The organism is Nocardioides ureilyticus, from assembly GCF_051280745.1.
Classification (GTDB): Bacteria; Actinomycetota; Actinomycetes; order Propionibacteriales; family Nocardioidaceae; genus Nocardioides.
This window is the reverse complement of sequence record NZ_JBNCOG010000006.1, coordinates 53,670-71,630: the sequence shown is the minus strand read 5'-3', so window position 1 is coordinate 71,630 and position 17,961 is coordinate 53,670. Positions and strand designations below refer to the sequence as shown.

The 17,961-nt window shown below is 73.8% G+C and carries 18 protein-coding genes; 6 read left to right on the top strand and 12 right to left on the bottom strand.

Features of this window, described 5'->3' with window-relative positions:
* Nucleotides 1-65: 65 nt before the first annotated feature.
* Together ACSMHG_RS05030 and ACSMHG_RS05025 are read left to right on the top strand one after the other, a co-directional pair.
* Nucleotides 66-1,646: a M28 family peptidase gene (locus tag ACSMHG_RS05030; RefSeq protein WP_435742334.1), complete on the top strand. Its 1,581-nt coding sequence runs from the start codon at nucleotides 66-68 to the stop codon at nucleotides 1,644-1,646.
* An 81-nt stretch (nucleotides 1,647-1,727) separates the two neighbouring features.
* A complete protein-coding gene (locus ACSMHG_RS05025) occupies nucleotides 1,728-2,954 on the top strand; it encodes a M20 metallopeptidase family protein (RefSeq protein ID WP_435742333.1) in 1,227 nt (408 codons plus the stop codon).
* Here ACSMHG_RS05025 and ACSMHG_RS05020 read toward each other — a convergent pair.
* From ACSMHG_RS05020 to purL, 4 genes are all read right to left on the bottom strand, one after another.
* Entirely contained in the window at nucleotides 2,932-4,116 is a 1,185-nt protein-coding gene (locus tag ACSMHG_RS05020) for a carboxylate-amine ligase (protein ID WP_435742332.1), read from the bottom strand. The genes ACSMHG_RS05025 and ACSMHG_RS05020 overlap by 23 nt on opposite strands.
* 55 nt (nucleotides 4,117-4,171) lie before the next feature.
* Nucleotides 4,172-4,918: an alpha/beta hydrolase family protein gene (locus tag ACSMHG_RS05015; protein ID WP_435742331.1), complete on the bottom strand. Its 747-nt coding sequence runs from the start codon at nucleotides 4,916-4,918 to the stop codon at nucleotides 4,172-4,174.
* Nucleotides 4,919-5,034: 116 nt separating this feature from the next.
* Entirely contained in the window at nucleotides 5,035-5,460 is a 426-nt protein-coding gene (gene arfB, locus ACSMHG_RS05010) for an alternative ribosome rescue aminoacyl-tRNA hydrolase ArfB (protein WP_435742329.1), read from the bottom strand.
* Entirely contained in the window at nucleotides 5,453-7,717 is a 2,265-nt protein-coding gene (gene purL / locus ACSMHG_RS05005) for a phosphoribosylformylglycinamidine synthase subunit PurL (protein ID WP_435742328.1), read from the bottom strand. The genes arfB and purL overlap by 8 nt, the downstream gene beginning before the upstream one ends.
* Before the next feature lie 167 nt (nucleotides 7,718-7,884).
* Here purL and ACSMHG_RS05000 point away from each other — a divergent pair, with 167 nt between their 5' ends.
* Nucleotides 7,885-9,312, top strand: a complete 1,428-nt coding sequence (locus ACSMHG_RS05000; protein ID WP_435742327.1) for a glycoside hydrolase domain-containing protein — start codon at nucleotides 7,885-7,887, stop codon at nucleotides 9,310-9,312.
* Nucleotides 9,313-9,339: 27 nt separating this feature from the next.
* Here the strand turns inward: ACSMHG_RS05000 and ACSMHG_RS04995 are convergent, their stop codons facing one another.
* Genes ACSMHG_RS04995 through purS form a run of 3 tightly spaced genes read right to left on the bottom strand, consistent with a single transcriptional unit; the run spans nucleotide 9,340 to nucleotide 10,699 of the window.
* A complete protein-coding gene (locus tag ACSMHG_RS04995; RefSeq protein ID WP_435742326.1) occupies nucleotides 9,340-9,786 on the bottom strand; it encodes a DUF3817 domain-containing protein in 447 nt (148 codons plus the stop codon).
* Nucleotides 9,783-10,451, bottom strand: coding sequence for a phosphoribosylformylglycinamidine synthase subunit PurQ (gene purQ / locus ACSMHG_RS04990; protein WP_435742325.1), 669 nt, complete (start codon nucleotides 10,449-10,451; stop codon nucleotides 9,783-9,785). The genes ACSMHG_RS04995 and purQ overlap by 4 nt, the downstream gene beginning before the upstream one ends.
* Nucleotides 10,448-10,699, bottom strand: coding sequence for a phosphoribosylformylglycinamidine synthase subunit PurS (gene purS / locus ACSMHG_RS04985; protein WP_435742324.1), 252 nt, complete (start codon nucleotides 10,697-10,699; stop codon nucleotides 10,448-10,450). Before purS ends, purQ begins: the two co-directional genes overlap by 4 nt.
* A gap of 36 nt (nucleotides 10,700-10,735) precedes the next feature.
* Between purS and ACSMHG_RS04980 the strand changes: the two genes are divergently transcribed.
* On the top strand, nucleotides 10,736-11,254 hold the full coding sequence (locus ACSMHG_RS04980) for a YflT domain-containing protein (RefSeq protein WP_435742323.1): 519 nt from the start codon (nucleotides 10,736-10,738) through the stop codon (nucleotides 11,252-11,254).
* 110 nt (nucleotides 11,255-11,364) lie between these two features.
* Here ACSMHG_RS04980 and ACSMHG_RS04975 read toward each other — a convergent pair whose 3' ends face one another.
* On the bottom strand, nucleotides 11,365-12,066 hold the full coding sequence (locus tag ACSMHG_RS04975) for a hypothetical protein (protein WP_435742322.1): 702 nt from the start codon (nucleotides 12,064-12,066) through the stop codon (nucleotides 11,365-11,367).
* A 125-nt stretch (nucleotides 12,067-12,191) separates the two neighbouring features.
* Between ACSMHG_RS04975 and ACSMHG_RS04970 the strand changes: the two genes are divergently transcribed.
* Both ACSMHG_RS04970 and ACSMHG_RS04965 read left to right on the top strand, forming a co-directional pair.
* Nucleotides 12,192-14,171: a sensor histidine kinase gene (locus ACSMHG_RS04970; RefSeq protein WP_435742321.1), complete on the top strand. Its 1,980-nt coding sequence runs from the start codon at nucleotides 12,192-12,194 to the stop codon at nucleotides 14,169-14,171.
* The gene (locus tag ACSMHG_RS04965; RefSeq protein ID WP_435742319.1) at nucleotides 14,168-14,851 is read left to right on the top strand and encodes a response regulator; all 684 of its coding nucleotides are present in this window, start codon (nucleotides 14,168-14,170) and stop codon (nucleotides 14,849-14,851) included. Before ACSMHG_RS04970 ends, ACSMHG_RS04965 begins: the two co-directional genes overlap by 4 nt.
* Here the strand turns inward: ACSMHG_RS04965 and ACSMHG_RS04960 are convergent.
* The 4 genes from ACSMHG_RS04960 to ACSMHG_RS04945 are packed head-to-tail and all read right to left on the bottom strand — an operon-like array spanning nucleotide 14,817 to nucleotide 17,955.
* Nucleotides 14,817-14,966: a hypothetical protein gene (locus tag ACSMHG_RS04960; protein WP_435742318.1), complete on the bottom strand. Its 150-nt coding sequence runs from the start codon at nucleotides 14,964-14,966 to the stop codon at nucleotides 14,817-14,819. The genes ACSMHG_RS04965 and ACSMHG_RS04960 overlap by 35 nt on opposite strands.
* Nucleotides 14,963-16,519, bottom strand: a complete 1,557-nt coding sequence (locus ACSMHG_RS04955; RefSeq protein ID WP_435742317.1) for a long-chain-fatty-acid--CoA ligase — start codon at nucleotides 16,517-16,519, stop codon at nucleotides 14,963-14,965. Before ACSMHG_RS04955 ends, ACSMHG_RS04960 begins: the two co-directional genes overlap by 4 nt.
* Before the next feature lie 49 nt (nucleotides 16,520-16,568).
* Nucleotides 16,569-16,994 carry an SRPBCC family protein gene (locus ACSMHG_RS04950; protein WP_435742316.1) on the bottom strand — a complete coding sequence of 142 codons (426 nt, stop codon included), beginning with the start codon at nucleotides 16,992-16,994 and terminating at the stop codon, nucleotides 16,569-16,571.
* A 16-nt stretch (nucleotides 16,995-17,010) separates the two neighbouring features.
* On the bottom strand, nucleotides 17,011-17,955 hold the full coding sequence (locus tag ACSMHG_RS04945; protein ID WP_435742315.1) for a phosphoribosylaminoimidazolesuccinocarboxamide synthase: 945 nt from the start codon (nucleotides 17,953-17,955) through the stop codon (nucleotides 17,011-17,013).
* Nucleotides 17,956-17,961 lie beyond the last annotated feature (6 nt).

Below are 17,961 nucleotides of genomic sequence, written 5' to 3'. Positions count from 1 at the left end.
ATGGCTTTACGGTATCGCCACCGCGGCCGGCCCGGCGGCGGGCACCATCTCGGGAAGGACCCTCCGTGTCACGTCATCTCTCCGGCAGCCGCCGTCGCGCTGCTGCCGCGCTGGTCTCGGCATCAGCGCTCGCCCTCACCGGTTCGCTCGCGCAGGCACCCGCCGGCGCCGCACCGGAGCCCGGCTCGGCCCGTCACCACCCCGACGGGACCGCGGCGGGCGTCATGCTCCACCTGCAGCAGCTCGAGGCGATCGGGGACCGGCACGGCAGCCGTGCCTCCGGCACGCCCGGGTACCGCGCGTCGCGCGACTACGTCGTGAAGAAGCTCCGCAAGGCGGGCTTCAAGCCCACCGTCCAGGCCTTCGAGTTCCCGTTCTTCGAGCAGCTGGGCCCCTCCACCCTCGAGCAGACGGCCCCGAGCCAGCAGGCGTGGACCGAGGAGACCGACTTCCACCTGATGACCTACTCGGCCGCGGGCGAGGTCAGCGGGCCGGTGCAGGCCGTCGACCTGACCCTCGACGACCTCGAGGGCTCCACGAGCGGCTGCGAGGCCGCCGACTTCGCCGGCTTCACCGCCGGGAACGTCGCCCTCGTGCGCCGCGGCACCTGCGCCTTCGCCGACAAGGTGGTCAACGCGCAGGAGGCCGGGGCGAGCGCGGTCCTCGTCATGAACCAGGGCACCGAGGGGCGCACCGACTCCTTCGCCGGCACCCTCGGCGGGCCGGTCGCGACCATCCCGGCCTTCGGGACCAGCTTCGCGGTCGGCCAGGCGCTGACCGCCGACGGGGCCGTGGTGCGGATGGTCGCCGACACCGCCTCGGAGATCCGGACCACCTGGAACGTCCTGGCCGAGACCAAGGGCCGCGCCAAGAACGTCGTCATGGCGGGCGCCCACCTCGACAGCGTGCTGGAGGGCAACGGCATCAACGACAACGGCAGCGGCAGCGCCGCGCTGCTCGAGGTCGCCGAGGCCATGGGCGGCAAGGCCCAGCCGCGCAACCGGGTGCGGTTCGCCTGGTGGGGCGCCGAGGAGCTCGGCCTGCTCGGCGCCGAGCACTACGTCGAGCAGCTGTCGACCAAGCACCCCGGCCGCTTCCGGAAGATCGCGCTCTACCTCAACTTCGACATGGTCGGCTCGCCCAACTACGCGCTGATGGTCTACGACGGCGACAACTCCGCCTTCCCGGTGGGCCCGGACGCCGCGGAGGCTCCGGCCGGCTCCGCAGCCATCGAGCGCACGTTCCACCGGTTCTTCAAGCGGCTCGGCACCGGATCGGTGGAGACGGAGTTCAGCGGGCGGAGCGACTACGGCCCGTTCATCGCGCTCAACGTCCCCGCGGGCGGGCTGTTCACCGGCGCTGAAGGCGTGAAGACCGAGGAGGAGGCGGAGATGTTCGGCGGCGTGGCCGGCGAGGCCTACGACCCGTGCTACCACGCGGAGTGCGACGACCTCGGCAACCTCAGCATGGACGCCCTGCGGGCCAACACCGCGGCCATCAAGCACGCGATCACCAAGTACGCCCGGAGCACCCGCTCGGTGAACGGCGACCGCACCGGTCACCGCCCCCCGCCGGCCGCACCACGGTCCTCGGCGCACCACGCCGGGCACCACCACGGCCACCCCGGCGACCCGGCGGCGCGCTGACCGATCCGGCCGCCCGGTCCGTGCCTCGGCGCGGTCCGGGCGGCCCCTCCCGGTGGGGGCCACGTCGCTAGGGTGCCGGCCATGGACTCCGTCTGGACGCCAGACCGCCTCGCAGGACTCTTCGGGAGGCTGCAGGACCAGCTCCCGGACGCCGTCGAGCTGCGGCACCGGATCCACCGCGAGCCGCGCCTGAGCGGGGACGAGGCCGACACCACCGACGCCGTGCTGGACGTGCTGGGGCTTCCGCACGAGCGGCTGCCGCGTGGCGGCGCGCTGGTGCGGGTGGGCCCTGCCGACGGCCCGAGCATCGCCATCCGGGCCGAGCTCGACGCGCTGCCCGTGGTCGAGCGCAACGACGTCGCGTGGCGCTCCCGCAGCGACGTGATGCACGCCTGCGGCCACGACGTGCACGTGGCCGGGGCGGTCGCGGTGGCGCAGACGCTGCAAGAGGCCGGCGCACCGCTGGCGATGCTGCTCGTCCTGCAACCCCGCGAGGAGGTGCTTCCCTCGGGCGCCCGCGACGTCGTCGATGCGGCGGCGTTCCACCGGCACGACGTCCGGGCGGTGATCGGGGTGCACGTGCAGCCCCGACTGGCCCAGGGCTGCTTCGCCGCGACCGCCGGGCCGGTGAACGCGGCGGCCGACCAGTTCGTCGTCGAGGTCGAGGGCCGGCCCGGGCATGCGGCGTACCCTCACCTCACGGCGGACCCGGTGGTCGCCGCCGCCGACCTGATCGGCACCCTGCAGCACCTCATCTCCCGCCAGGTCGACCCCACCAACCCGACGGTGCTGACGATCGGCTCGATCCAGGGCGGCAACTCGCCGAACGTCGTGCCGTCGGCCGTGCGGATGACCGGCATCCTGCGGACCTTCGACGAGCACGACCGGACCCGGCTGCACCGGGCGATCGAGTCGACGGCCACCGCCGTCGCCGAGGTGCACGGCTGCGAGGCGCGCGCCGAGGTCTCGCTCGGCGCGCCCGTGCTCGACAACGACCCCACCCTCGCGACCGCGGCCGCGATCTGGCTGGAGCACGCGGGCCTCGCCCCGGCGCCGCCGCACCGCTCCTGCGGGGCCGACGACTTCTCCTACTTCTGCACCGTGTGCCCCTCGCTGATGGTCTTCACCGGCGTGGGCAGCGGCCGGCCCGACGAGCCGGGCCTCCACCACCCCGACTTCCTGCCCTCGGACGAGACCGTCGGCGACGTGGCGACCGCGATGCTGGGCTCCTACCTCGGCGCCTGCGAGAGCGTGGCGGGGATCGACCTCCCCGACGCCGAGACGTTCAGTCGGTATACCCGGCGGTGACCCGGGCCAGCTCGGCGACGACGTCGGTCAGCCGGCCGGTCCGCTCGAGCGCCGCCCGCTGACGGCCGGCGCCGTTGCCCGTGGTGAGCACCCGGTCGACCCCCCGCTCGACGCGGGTCAGGTCACCGGCGTCCTCGAGGGCCGGACGGACGTGGTCTACCAGCGCCTCGAGCACCGCCCGGGCGGGTCGCGGCTCCCAGCTGCCCGGGTCCAGCAGCGCCCCGCCGGCGCCGTCGTGGCCGGCCCGCCAGCTCGCGAGCCGCAGCAGCGTGGTGGACACCTCCGAGGCGGGCCTGCCCTCCGCCCACTCCCGTGCGGCCGTCTCGACCAGCGCGCGACCGAGCCCCGCGACGAGGACGGTGTCCCGCGCGTCGAGGCACACGTCAGCGACCCGTACCTCGACCGTCGGGTAGCTCTGGGAGAGCCGCGCGTCGAAGTAGACCATGTCCGGGTCGAGCAGGACCTCGGTGCCGACCATGGCCTCGACGGTACGTCGGTAGGCCGCGGCGGAGCCGAACGCGGGGTACGGCCCGGCGGAGGGCCACCGGACGATCGCCTGGGACCGGAAGCTGGCGTAGCCGCTGTCCTGGCCCTGCCAGAACGGTGAGTTGGCGCTGAGCGCCAGCAGCGCGTGGAGCCAGGGCCGGACCCGGTCGAGGACGCCCACGCCTTCCTCGTCGTCCGCCACGGAGACGTGCACGTGGCAGCCGGAGAGCAGGTGCTCGGCGGCGGTCAGGCCGTACCGGTCGGTCATCTCCTGGTACCGCTCGTCGTGCTGCGGCTGCGGCCGCACCGGGAGGGGCGAGGTGCCGGCCGCGAGAGCCCGGGCGCCGACCTCGCGCGCCGACCGCACCGTCAGCGCCCGCCACTGCTCGACATCGTCCTGCAGCTCCTCGAGGTCCCTCCGCGGCGGCGTGTCGGTCTCGACCTGCTGCTGCTGCATCTCCGCGCCGACGTCGCCGCCGGGGCTGTCGTCGCCGGCCTCCGGCACGCCGACCCGCCGCCGCTGCGCCGGGGCATCGGTGCGACGCAGCACCTTGCCCGCCACCGAGAGCGGCCGGCCGCTCTCCGGGTCGACCAGCAGCAGCTCCTCCTCGACGCCCACGGTGCGGGCCGTCCTGGTCGCTCCGCCGGTCCCGCTCGTGCGGGTCATGGTGTCCATCTCGCCCTCCTCGGTCGTCGAACCCCCCACCGCCCGGTGCCCGGTGGCGTCGACCTCAGCCTCGGCGGTCGAGGACCTCCACCACCGCCGTCCACGCCGCGCTGTCGAGGTCGATGACGACGAAGTGGTCACCGGCCACGGCGACCAGCTCCGCCTCGGCACCCGCGGCGGTGGCGGCGGCGACGTACCCCTCGGACTGGTCGATCGGCACGATGTCGTCGCTCCGGCCGTGCACGCACCACACGGGTACGTCGAGCGGCACCTGCTGGGCCGGGTCGAGCTCGGCCGGCACGACCGGCTCGGGCACGCCGGCCGCGCCCAGCAGGTCCGCGACGGCCGACCCGCCGACGCCGTCGTCGAGGGCCCGCCGCAGGTCGAGGACCCCCGCCTGCGAGATCACACCGGTCACCTCGACCCCGCCGGACCAGCGGGGGTGACGGGTCCGTGACGCCGCCCAGGCGCCGAGGTGGCCGCCGGCGGAGTGGCCCAGGGTGACCACGCTGGAGAGGTCGAGGTCCAGCCCTGCGAGCGCGTCGACGGCCGCGGCCACGTCGTCGAAGGTCTCGGGCGTCCCGCCGCCCCCGCCGACCCGGCGGTACTCGATGTTCCACGCCGCCCAGCCGCGGGCCGCGAGGTCCTCGGCCAGCGGCGTGCCGAGCGAGAGGTCGTACTGCGCCCGCCAGAAGCCGCCGTGGACCACGACCACCACGCCCCTCGGCTCCCCCGCCGGCAGGTGCAGCACGCCGAACTGGGCGGGGTGGTCGCCGTACTCGATCCGTCGTGGGGCGGGTGCTCCGGTCACGTCGTCACTCCTCGTGCTGCGGTCGGGTCGCGGGTCGTCGCTGCAGGCGGCCAGTGCCCCGAGGGCGGTGCCGGCGAGCACCCCGCGGCGCCCGGCGCGGATGGCGCCGGTCCCCCTCACTCGGAGGGTCCCTGCCGGCCGCGCTTGAGCTGCCCGCGGCGCTTCTTCGCCGCGATCCGCCGCTCCTGCGAGCCGCGCGTCGGGCGGGTCGGGCGCCGCTTCGGCGGCGGCGGGGCACAGGCGTCACGGAGCACGGAGGCCATCCGTTCCCGCGCGGCCTTCCGGTTCGCCAGCTGGGTGCGGTGCTCGCTCGCCACGACGGTCAGCACCCCGTCCACGAGCCTCCCGGCCAGCCGGTCGAGCACCCGTGCGCGCAGGTGGTCCGGCACCGACGCCGCGCCGGCGACGTCGAAGGAGAGCTCCACCCGGCTGTCGGCGGTGTTGACCCCCTGGCCGCCCGGCCCGGAGGAGCGGGAGAACCGCTCGGACAGCTCGGCGTCGGGGACCGTCCAGGCCCCCGTCACGAGCAGGCCGTCAGGCAAGCGCCGCCGGCAGCGTGGCCATCCACGCCGACCGCAGCTCGAGCAGCGGCACCTCGAAGGCGCCCTCCACGGCCAGCGCGTCGCCGCCGGTGGTGCCCAGCTCGGTGAGGGGTACGCCGTGGCGCGCGGCCAGGTCGCGGAGCCGGTCGAAGTCCCCGGCCGGCACGGTGACCAGCGCGCGCGCCGTCGACTCGGAGAAGAGCGCGACGAACGGGTCGTCGGCGACGGCGCCGACGGCGACCGTGGCGCCCACCATGTGCCGCATCGAGGCCTCGGCCAGCGCCTGGGCGAGGCCGCCGTCGGCCAGGTCGTGGGCGCTGGTGAGCAGGCCGACGCCCTCGTGGAGCAGGGTGGCGAGGGCCTTCTCGGCCGGCAGGTCGACCCGCGGCGGAGTGCCGCCGAGGTGGCCGTGCACCACGTGTGCCCACTCCGAGCCGGAGAGCTCCTCGCGGGTCTCGCCGAGGAGGACGACGGCCTGGTCCGGCTCGCTCCACGCCGACGGGGTCCGCCGGGCGACGTCCTCGACGACGCCGAGCACGGCCACGACGGGGGTCGGCAGGATCGCGGTCTCGCCGGTCTGGTTGTAGAGGCTGACGTTGCCGCCGGTGACGGGCACGCCGAGCTCGGCGCAGCCGTCCTTGAGGCCGCGGCAGGCCTCGGCGAACTGCCACATGACGGCCGGGTCCTCGGGGGAGCCGAAGTTGAGGCAGTCGGAGATCGCGAGCGGGACGGCGCCGCCGGTCGCGACGTTGCGGTAGGACTCCGCGAGCGCGAGCTGCGCGCCGGCGTACGGGTCCAGCTTGGCGAAGCGGCCGTTGCAGTCGGTGGCGACGGCGACGCCGAGGCCGGTCTCCTCGTCCACGCGGATCATGCCGCTGTCGGAGGGCTGGGCGAGCACGGTGTTGCCGCGGACGTAGCGGTCGTACTGGTCGGTGATCCAGGACTTGTCGCAGAGGTTCGGGCTGGCGACCAGGCGCAGCAGCGTCTCGCGGAGCTCCTCGGCGCCCTGCGGGCGTGGCAGCGCCTCCGCGCGGTCGGCCTGGAGGGCGTCCTGCCAGCCGGGGCGGGCGAACGGGCGCTGGTAGGTCGGGCCGTCGTGGGCGACCGAGCGCGGGGGCACGTCGACGACCCGCTCCCCGTGCCAGTCGATCTGCAGGCGCCCGGTGTCGGTGACCTCGCCGATGACGGTCGCGTCGACCTCCCACTTGGCGCAGATCGCGAGGAAGGCCTCGACGTCGTCGGGCTCGACGACCGCCATCATCCGCTCCTGCGACTCGCTCATGAGGATCTCCTCGGGAGCCAAGGTCGAGTCGCGCAGCGGCACCAGGTCGAGGTCGACGTGCATGCCGCCGTCACCCGCGCTGGCGAGCTCGGAGGTGGCACACGAGAGCCCGGCCCCGCCGAGGTCCTGGATGCCCGCGACCAGGCCGGCCGCGAAGATCTCGAGGGTGCATTCGATGAGGAGCTTCTCCATGAACGGGTCGCCCACCTGCACCGCCGGGCGCTTGGCCGGCCCGCTGGTGCCGTCCTCGGCCGCGTCGAAGGTCTCGCTGGCCAGCACGCTGACGCCGCCGATCCCGTCGCCGCCGGTGCGGGCGCCGTAGAGCACCACCTTGTTGCCGACCCCGCTGGCCTTGGCCAGGTGCAGGTCCTCGTGGCGCAGGACGCCGACGCAGAGCGCGTTGACCAGCGGGTTGCCGAGGTAGGTCTCGTCGAAGACCGCCTCGCCGCCGATGTTCGGCAGGCCCAGGCAGTTGCCGTAGCCGCCGACACCGGCCACGATGCCGGGCAGCACCCGGTGGGTGTCCTCGGCGTCGAGGGGTCCGAAGCGCAGCGGGTCCATCACCGCCACCGGGCGGGCACCCATGGCGAGGATGTCGCGGACGATGCCGCCGATGCCCGTCGCGGCGCCCTGGTAGGGCTCGACGTACGACGGGTGGTTGTGGCTCTCGACCTTGAAGGTCACCGCGTAGCCCTGGCCGATGTCGATCACGCCGGCGTTCTCGCCGATGCCGGCGAGCATCTTGCCGGCCGGCGTCTCCTGGGCGAGCTCGGAGAACTGCCGCAGGTGCACCTTGGAGCTCTTGTAGGAGCAGTGCTCGCTCCACATCACCGAGTACATCGCCAGCTCCGAGCTGGTCGGGCGGCGCCCGAGGATCTCGTGGATCCGCTGGTACTCGTCGGCCTTGAGGCCGAGATCGGCCCAGGGCTGGGCGTGGGTCGGGTCCTCGGCGGCGACGGCAACGGTGTCGAGCACGCGCCCAATCTACCGGCGGCACGCCGGCTCTCCGACCACGGCGGCCTGCGGCGGACTCCCGAGGCCACGTGGGACGAACTACACCGGTGGAGTTCGGCCGAACGCCTGTGACCGGTGTGACTGCTGTGGTTATGGTGATCCGCCGTCAGCCCCTTGGAGATCCCCTCATGCGTCGCCACACCCCCCGTCGCCTGCGCACCGCACCGTTGCGCACCGCCATGGCCGCCCTGCTCTCGTCCGCGCTGCTGGGCACCACCGTGCTCGCCGCCGCCCCGACCGGGGCCTCGGCCGCCGGCGCCGCGGAGCGCCCGACCCAGGGATCGGTCGAGAAGCGCCGGGCCAACACAGTCGTCACGCCCGGCGACTTCACCGGCTTCGGCTTCGACCAGTGCCTGGCCCCCGAGCAGTGGAAGATGAACCGCTGGCTCAACCACTCGCCGTACCTCGCGGTCGGCATCTACATCTCCGGCGACTCCCGCGCCTGCCGCGAGCAGCCGAACCTGACGCCGCGGTGGATCGCCACCCAGCTGCGCCGTGGCTGGCGGCTGCTGCCGATCACCCTCGGGCCGCAGGCGTCCTGCCAGCCGCGCTTCCCCCGGTACGGCGACGACGAGACGATCAACCCGCGCCCCGGCAACAACGGCCGCTACTACCAGGCCCGCCGGCAGGCGGTCGCCGAGGCCGACGAGGCCGTCGCCGCCGCCAAGGCGCTCGGGATCGTGCCGGGCAGCGCGCTCTGGTACGACCTCGAGGGCTACGACAGCGGGAACACCCACTGCCGGGAGTCGGCGCTGGCGTTCGTCGGCGCGTGGACCGAGCGGCTGCACGAGCTCGGGTACGTCTCGGGCGTCTACTCCAGCGCCGGGTCGGGGATCAAGGACCTCGACAACGCGCGGGTGAACCGCCCGGGCACCTACACCATGCCCGACTACATCTGGCTGGCCCGCTGGGACGGCGTCGCCAACACCTCCAGCTCCTACGTCCGCGAGGACGGCTGGCGCCCCCACGGCCGGGTCAAGCAGTACCGCGGCGGCCACGACGAGACGTGGGGCGACGTCACGATCAACATCGACACCAACTTCCTCGACGTCGGGCGAGGCTCGGTCGCCGCGCCGGAGACCCACTGCGACGGCGTGCCGGTCAACCGCGCCAAGTACCTGCCGCTCAAGCCCAGGACCTCCTCTTACACCCCGCCCCGCGGCCAGGTGCGCGCCCTGCAGTGCCTGCTCAAGGAGGCCGGGCTCTACGGCGGCAAGCTCAACGGCCGCTACAACGCCCGGACCGTCGCGGCCGCCCGCTCGTGGCAGTCCGCCCGCGGGCTGCGGGTCCGCGACCGGTGGAACCGGCCGAGCTGGATGACCCTGCTGACCGCCGGCGACCGGCCGGTGCTGAAGTTCGGCTCGGCCGGCCCCGCCGTACGCCGGGTCCAGCGCGCGCTGAACGCCGCGGAGCCGGACACGAAGCTGCGCGTGAGCGGCGTCTTCGACAACCGCACCGACCGGGCGGTACGCGCCTGGCAGTCCGAGGTCGGGTTCACCGTCTCCGGCGTGGTCAACCCCGAGTCGTGGGCGGCGCTGCAGGCCGGCAAGCGCTGAGCCTGCTCGCCGAGGCTGCCCGCCGGGTCAGCCCGCGGGCGGCCCGGCGAGCAGCGCCACGCCGGTGAGGGCGACGACGGCCACCGCGCCGGCGACCAGCCCGCGCACCGGGTTGCGGAGCAGCCAGGCGACCGGCCGCTCCACGCCCCGGTCGGGCGTGGCCGTGGCGAGGCGCCAGGCGGCCGGCAGCAGGTCGTGCCGCGCGGCGTACCGCTCGAAGAGCAGGGTGGCGAACGGCGGGACGGCGCACGCGAGGCCGCCGACGAGCCGACCGAGGGACCAACGGGCGTCGACGGCGACCACGACGGTGGTCAGGCAGTAGGCGATGAAGACGATCCCGTGCAGCATCCCGAAGACGCGGACGCCGAGCTCGGTGGTCCCGGTGCCGTACTTGAGCACCATGCCGGCCAGCAGGCCGGCCCAGGTGACCGCCTCGGCCCGCGCGACCAGGGTGAACAGCCCGCGCGGGCTCACGCCAGGACCGCCGCCGCCAGGGAGGTGAAGAAGCCGAGGCCGTCGGTGCCGGTGCCGGTGAGGTCCTCGACCGAGTGCTCGGGGTGCGGCATCAAGCCGACGACGTTGCCGCGCTCGTTGCTGATGCCGGCGATGTCGCGCAGGGAGCCGTTGGGGTTCTCGCCGAGGTAGCGGGCGACGACCTGCCCCTCGCCCTCGAGCCGGTCGAGGGTCTCCTCGTCGGCCACGAACGCACCCTCGCCGTTCTTGAGCGCGATGACGACCTCCTGGCCCTCGTCGTAGGCGGAGGTCCACGCCGTGCGGTTGCTCTCGATCCGCAGCGGCTGGTCGAGGCAGAGGAACTTCTGGCGCTGGTTGCGGATCAGCGCGCCCGGCAGCAGGTGGGACTCGCAGAGGACCTGGAAGCCGTTGCAGATGCCGAGCACGGGCATGCCGCGGCCGGCAGCCTCGATGACCTCGGTCATCACGGGTGAGAACCGGGAGATGGCCCCGCAGCGGAGGTAGTCGCCGTAGGAGAAGCCGCCGGGCAGGACGACCGCGTCGACCCCCTTGAGGTCGTGGTCGCCGTGCCAGAGGGCGACGGCCTCGTTCCCGCCGAGCCGGACCGCCCGCTGGGCGTCGACGTCGTCGAGGGAGCCGGGGAAGGTGACGACACCGACCTTCATGCGTCCTGCTCCACGCGGACCTCGAAGTTCTCGATGACCGGGTTCGACAGCAGGGTTCCGGCCATCCGGGTGACGTCGGCGAGGACGGCCTCGGTGACCTCGCCCTCCACCTCGAGCTCGAAGCGCTTGCCCTGGCGGACGTCGGTCACGCCGGAGAAGCCGAGCCGCGGCAGGGCACCGAGCACCGCCTTGCCCTGCGGGTCGAGGATCTCGGGCTTGGGCATGACGTCGACGACGACTCGGGGCATGTGTCCAGTCTAGGCGCGTCGGGCACTGTGGAGGACATGAGCATCCCCACTGGCAATGGACTGGGAGGGCCCGGACGCTCGCCCCTCGGTCTCGACTTCCCGCAGTCGCTGGCCGTCTACGAGGACTACGCCGCCGCGCAGAAGGCGGTCGACTTCCTCTCCGACCGCAAGTTCCCCGTGGAGCACTGCATGATCGTCGGCACCGACCTCAAGCGGGTGGAGCGGATCACCGGCCGGCTGAGCACCGGGAAGGTGGCGCTGAGCGGCGTGCTGTCGGGTGCCTGGCTCGGTCTCTTCGTCGGCCTGCTCTTCGGTCTCTTCACCGAGGAGGGCCTCACCCGGATCCTGCTCTCGACGGTCATCTTCGGCGCTCTCTTCGGCCTGATCTGGGCGCTCGCCGGGTACGCCGCCACGCGCGGTCGGCGCGACTTCTCCTCCGTCGCCCAGATCGTGGCCACCCGGTACGAGGTGCTGGTCGAGCACAAGGTCGCCGCGCAGGCCCGTGAGCTGCTGGGCGAGCTGCCCGGTGGCCGGCCCGACCCGTTCGCCTCCTGAGGAGGATGCAGGAGTCCCCGGTGGGCCGGGGACTCCTGCACTTCTCGGGTCAGGTCCCAGGCGGATCTCCGCCGGTGAGCGACGGACTTCCCTGAGAAGTCCCGCCCGTCTCAGCGGCTGACCGGGCTCCGACCGAAGGCCAGCCCCACGCCGAGCACGACCAGGTAGAGCGGCGCCAGCAGCGCGGGAACACCCGGGACGCCCATCAGGCCGACCATGAGGGTCGTCTGCAGGACCGGCAGCAGGCTCACGACCCCGAGCCAGCGGGAGACGGTCCGCTCCCGCAGGGCCATCCAGGCCACGGCGGCCGCGGCCACGACGACGCCGAGCCAGCCGATCCAGGCGCCGAAGTCGTTGAGCATGTAGTAGACCGCCAGCCCGGTGTCGTCGAAGGAGCCTCCCTCGAGGCCGTCGGGCAGGTAGAGCCCCAGAGCCCCCTTCCACCCGTAGCCGTAGGCCAGGCCGGCCGCGGAGGCCACGAGCCCGAGCGGCACCAGGTGCGCCGCGGTCGACCCGGGGACGCGCGGCTCGACCCGCCGGCGCCACTGCGCGGCCGTGAGCAGGAGCAGCGCCACGGCGACGTACCCGACGGCGAGGCTCAGCCGGTAGATCACCGGGTCGAGCTGGTCGAAGAACCCGTCGGTGAAGCGGACCTCCACCGGGACGCCGCCCCGGCCGTCGAGGACCATCGTGGCGACGAAGCCGAGCGCGCCGGCGGCGGCCGCGGTCAGCGGCCACCGGCTGCGGCGGGCGGAGGGGCGCGGTCCGGTGCCGGGAGTGCTGCCCGGAGCGGTGGTGTCGAGCGTGGTCATGGTGTCCTCCTGGGGACGTGGTGGTTCCGTCGGTGTGGCCCGAGGCTCGCCCGCCCGACGTCCCGGGCACGAGGGACTGCGTCCTCCTGAACCGGGGACGTCGACTGGGGCAGCATGGGGCCACCATGACCAGACCTCCGGCGCCCGAGCTGCGGGTGCCCAGCGACCGCACGCTGCGCCTGGTCGCCACCGTCCTCGCGACGGTGGCGGTCCTGTGCTGCGCCGCCGTGCACCCGCTGCAGGCGGTGCTGGACGGCCGGACGTACGCCGGTGACGTCGCCGACCTGACCCTCGGGATCGCCTGGCCCGTGGTGGGTGCGCTGGTGGTCCGCGCCCGGCCCCGGAACCCCGTCGGGTGGCTGATGCTGCTCCCCGCGCTCATCGGCCCGTACCACGTGCTGGCGCTCTACGCCGCCCACGTCGACGGCCAGGGGGTGCTGGGCGGCTTCGCGGCATGGGTGGCGGTGTGGGGCTTCGCGCCGTACTTCTTCACCCTGCCCCTGCTCCCCCACGTCTTCCCCGACGGGCACGTGCTCGGCCCCCGGTGGCGACCCGTCGTCGCCGTCGTGGTCCTCGTCGCGACGGTCACCACGCTCGCCCGGATGGTCGCCCCAGTGGCGACCGACATCGCGCCGGACGTGACCAACCCCCTCGGCCTGCCCGCCCTCGGCTGGTGGCGCTACGTGACGCTCACCGGCTCGGTCTCGCTCTTCGTCCTCGGCATCCCGCTGGCCGTGGTCTCCCTGGCCCTGCGGATGCGGCGGGCGCGCGATGCCGAGCGCACCCAGCTGCAGTGGCTGTTCCTCGGCGGCCTGGTGCTCGTGGTCGCCGTGCTCAGCTCCGGCGCCGGGCTGACCCACTGGCTCGAGGCCATCGGTCTCGCCGCCCTCCCGGTGTCCATCGGCATCGCGATGCTGCGCCACGGCCTCTTCGACGTCGAGCTGACCCTCAACCGGACGCTGGTCTTCGGCCTGCTGACCGGCGCGGTGGTCGCGGTCTACGTCGCGGTGGTCTACGGCGTCCAGGCGGTCGCGCCGGAGTCCACGTGGAGCGTCGTGCTGGTGGCGCTGGCCGCCTTCGTGGCCGCCGCGGGCCGGGACCGCGTGCAGGAGCTGGTCGACCGCTGGCTCTTCGGCCACCGGCACAACCCGTACGCCGTGGTCTCCCGCGTCGGACGCCACGTCGCGGCGGCATCCGAGCCGGTGGAGGCGCTGCAGCGGCTCGTCGACGGGCTCCGCGACGCGCTGCGGCTGCCATCGGTGGGGTTCACGGGCGCCGACGTCTCGGTCGCCTCGGGCACGCCGCTGCACGGCAGCCGGGTCGTGCCCTGCACCGCGCTGGGCACGCAGGTCGGCGAGCTCCACGTGGGTCTGCGCGCGCCCGGTGAGCGGTGGTCGGCGGAGCAGGAGGCCGCGGTCGAGGAGGTCGCCGGCCGGGCCGGCACGCTGGCGTACGCCGCGACGCTCGTCGCCGATGTCGCACGGAGCCGGGGCCGGATCGTGGCCGCCCGGGAGGAGGAGCGGCGCCGACTGCGGGCCGACCTCCACGACGGGGTCGCGCCCAGCCTCGCCGGCACGGCGCTCCAGCTGGACTCGCTGGCCAAGCGGCTCGAGCGGGACGAGCTGCCGGCGCTGGCCGAGCGCGTCGGCACGCTCCGCGACGGCCTGCGCGGCACGGTGACCGAGCTGCGGGCGCTGGTGCACGGCCTGCGCCCCCCGGTGCTCGACCAGCGAGGGCTGGCCGGAGCGCTGCGCGACCTCGTCACCGGGCACGACACGCCCCGGTGCGTCGCCGAGGTGGCGGACCTGGGCGCGCCGCGCGCCGCGGTCGAGGTCGCGGCGTACGCCATCGCGTCGGAGGCGCTCAGCAACGCCCTGCGCCACGCGGTCGCCACCGAGGTCTGCGTCCGGGCGCGGACGACCGGCGGCGACCTGGTGGTCGAGGTCGTCGACGACGGCGTCGGCCTGCCACCCCGGCCGCGGGCCGGCGTGGGCACGACCAGCATGCGTGAGCGGGCCGCCGAGGTCGGCGGCCGGCTCGACCAGCTCCCCACCCCCGGCGGCGGGACCACCGTCCGCGCGACCCTTCCCCTGGAGGTCCTGTGACCAGCACCGTCCGTGTCCTCGTGGTCGACGACCACCCGGTCTTCCGCGCCGGGATGGTCGCCGTCCTCGACGACCTGCCCGCGATCGAGGTCGTGGCCCAGGCCGGCGACGGCGAGGAGGCGCTCGCCCTGACCGCGACGCACCAGCCGGACGTGGTGCTCATGGACCTGCGGATGCCGGGCGTCGGCGGCCTCGAGGCGACGGCACGGACCCGCGTCGAGCACCCGGCGGTCGCAGTGGTGGTGCTGACCATGGACTCCGACGACGACTCGGTCTTCGCCGCCCTGCGTGCGGGCGCCCGCGGCTACCTGCTCAAGGAGGCCGAGGTGGACGAGATCGAGCGGGCGATCATCGGTGCGGCCTGCGGCGAGGCCGTCTTCGGGGCGGGCGTCGCCGGACGCGTGCTGGCCTACTTCGCCGCCGGTCGCGCGGCGCCGTCGGCCACGTTCCCCCAGCTGACACCGCGGGAGCACGAGGTCCTCGAGCTGATCGCCCAGGGCCTCGACAACGGCTCGATCGCCCGCCGGCTCTTCCTCTCCGACAAGACGGTCCGCAACCGGGTCAGCGACATCCTCGGCAAGCTCCATGCCCGGTCCCGCGCCGAGATGGTGGCGCTTGCGCGGGACGCCGGGCTGGGCGGACCGCCTAGCGGCGGCGGGAGTGCTGGACCACCGAGATGACGAGGGCGACCCCGAGGCCGGCGAGGATCGGGCCGACGACACCGGAGCCGCCGGCCCACCACAGGCCCCCGGCGACGACCGCGAGCGCGGCCACCGCCAGGAGCAGGAACCTCACGACAGCTCGCGCTTGAGGATCTTCCCGGTCGCGGTCATCGGCAGGCTGTCGACGACCTCGACGACGCGGGGGTACTTGTAAGCGGCCAGCTGGTCCTTGGACCACTCGACGATCTCCTCCGGCGTGGTCGAGGCGCCCGGGTTCAGGATGACGAACGCCTTGATCTCCTCGCCGTGGCTCTCGTGCGGGACACCGATGACCGCGGCCAGCGACACGGACTCGTGGGTCATCAGCACCTCCTCGATCTCGCGCGGGTACACGTTGAAGCCGCCGCGGATGATCATGTCCTTGGAGCGGTCGACGATGTAGTACCAGCCGTCCTCGTCACGGCGGGCCAGGTCGCCGGAGCGGAACCAGCCGTCCTGGATGACCTCGCCGGTCGCCTCGGGCCGGCCGTAGTAGCCCTTCATGATGTTGTGGCCCTTGATGGCGATCTCGCCGACCTCGCCCTCCTCCACCTCGTCCCACGAGTCGGGGCGGACCAGCTTCATCTCGACCCCCGGCACCGGCACGCCGATGGAGCCCACCCGCACCGGCTCGCCGTACGTCGAGAACGACGCGACCGGCGAGGTCTCGGAGAGGCCGTAGCCCTCGAGGATGGTGACGCCGAACTTCTTCTCGAAGTCCTTGTGCACCTCGACCGGCAGGGCCGAGCCGCCGGCGACCGCGACGCGGAGGTTCTCCTTCACCTGGCCGACGTCGATGCCCGAGTCCTCGAGGGAGCCGAGGAGGCCCCAGTACATCGTCGGCACGCCGGCGAAGAAGGTGACCTTCTCCTGCACCATCAGCTGGAGCGCGGGCAGGGGCTCGAAGCGCGGGAGCATCACGATGGTGCCGCCGTAGGCGAAGGCGCCGTTCTGGATGACGGTCTGGCCGAAGGAGTGGAAGAGCGGCAGCACGCACATGAAGGTGTCGGGCCGCTCGGTCGAGGCGCCGAAGAGCTTCTCGCCGAGCGTCGCGTTGTCACGCATGTTGCGGTGGCGCAGCTCGGCGCCCTTGGGCTGACCGGTGGTGCCGGAGGTGTAGAGGATGACCGCGGTGTCGTCCTCGTCGGTCTCGACCGAGGTGAACTCGTTGCTCTGCCCGCCCATCGCCTGGGCCATCGTCTCGGTGCCCTCGATCGGCGACTCGGCGCCGAGGTCGGCGGTGATCACGAAGAAGTGCTCGCAGCCGTCGGTCTGGCTGAAGCCGGCGTGCCCCTCCTTCGCCATCGGCAGGTCCGGGGTGCCCTGGAAGCAGAAGTAGGCCTTCGCGTCGGAGTCGGCGAGGTGGTAGGCGATCTCGCGGCCCTTGAGCAGGACGTTGAGCGGCACGACGGTGGCGCCGGCCTTGAGGATGCCGTAGTAGACGATCGAGAAGTACGGCAGGTTCGGGCAGCTCAGCGCCACCTTGTCGCCCGGCTCGATCCCGCGGGAGACCAGCAGGTTGGCCACCATGTTCGCGAACGAGTCGACCGCGGCGTAGGTCAGCCGGGTGTCGCCGAGGACGATCGCGTCCCGGTCCGGGTAGGTCTTCGCGCTGTTCTCCAGCAGGGACGACAGGTTGTACGACACGAGTGGCCTCCATCACGACGGTGCGGAACGGGACCAACCTACTGACCGGTCACGAACCCCGGCGCCCGGGCTCGGCCGAGAGCACCTCGGCGGCCCGCCGGAGGTCGGCGGCCACCGCGCGGGGCGCGACCAGCCCGAGCACGGCCGCAGCCGGGCGCGCGACGCCCCGGCCGCGGACGTCGAAGGTCACGTCGGCGAGGCAGCCGTCGCCGTCGGGCGCGAGCTCGAGGACCAGGTCGGCGGAGAACCCGCCCCAGGTGCCTGTCTCCGCCCAGCGGCGGGGCCGCTCGTACGTCGTCGTGGCCATCCGCGGCTTCAAGCCCGGCTTCGTCACGTCGGTCCAGGCCTGGCCCGGGCCCGGCTCCCCGACGACGTCCTCCACCCGGGCGAGGCTGGACTGCCACTCCGGCCGGTTCCGCGGGTCCGCCAGGTAGTCGAAGACCACCTCGGCCGGGACGTCGAACCGGATCCTCATGCGGTCGCCGGCGTCCTCACCAGCGCTGGCCGGTGAGCAGCTCGTAGGCCTCGAGGTACCGCGCCCGGGTGCGCTCGACCACCTCGGCCGGCAGCGGCGGCGGGGCCTCGCCGGACGACCGGTCCCAGCCGGACTCGGGCGAGGTCAGCCAGTCGCGCACGATCTGCTTGTCGTACGACGGCTGGGTGCGGCCGGGCTGCCACTGGTCGGCCGGCCAGAAGCGGGAGGAGTCCGGCGTCAGCACCTCGTCACCGAGCACGATCTCTCGCGCCTGTCTTGAGCCCGTCGAAGGGTCCGACCGGCGTCCGAACTCGAGCTTGGTGTCAGCCAGCACGATCCCGCGCTCGCGGGCGACCGCCTCCGCCCGGGCGTAGACCTGCAGGGTCAGCTCGCGCAGCCGGGCGGCGTCGTCCGCGCCGACCGTGGCGACGACGGCGTCGTAGTCGACGTTCTCGTCGTGGTCGCCGAGGTCGGCCTTGGTGGCCGGCGTGAAGATCGGCTCCGGCAGCCGGGAGCCGTCCTCCAGCCCGGCCGGCAGCGCGATGCCGCAGACGCTGTGCCCCTCGCTGGCGGTCGCCCGGTAGTCGGCCAGGCCGGAGCCGGTGAGGTAGCCGCGCGCGACGCACTCGACCGGGAACATCTCCAGCCGCTCGCAGACCACCGCCCGGCCGCGGACGGCGGCGGGCACGTCGGTGGAGAGCACGTGGTGCGGCACGAGGTCGGCCAGCTGGTCGAACCACCACAGCGACATCCGGGTGAGGATCTCGCCCTTGTCGGGGATCGTGGTGTCCAGGACGAAGTCGTAGGCGGAGATCCGGTCGCTGGCCACCATCAGCAGGCCACCGGCGTACGGGCCCTCGGTGAGCTCGTAGAGGTCGCGGACCTTCCCAGAGTGCAGGTGCCGCGCACCCTCGATCGGCGGGGCGTCGGGGATCCCGAGGGAGGATGCAGAGTCGGCCACGGGGCC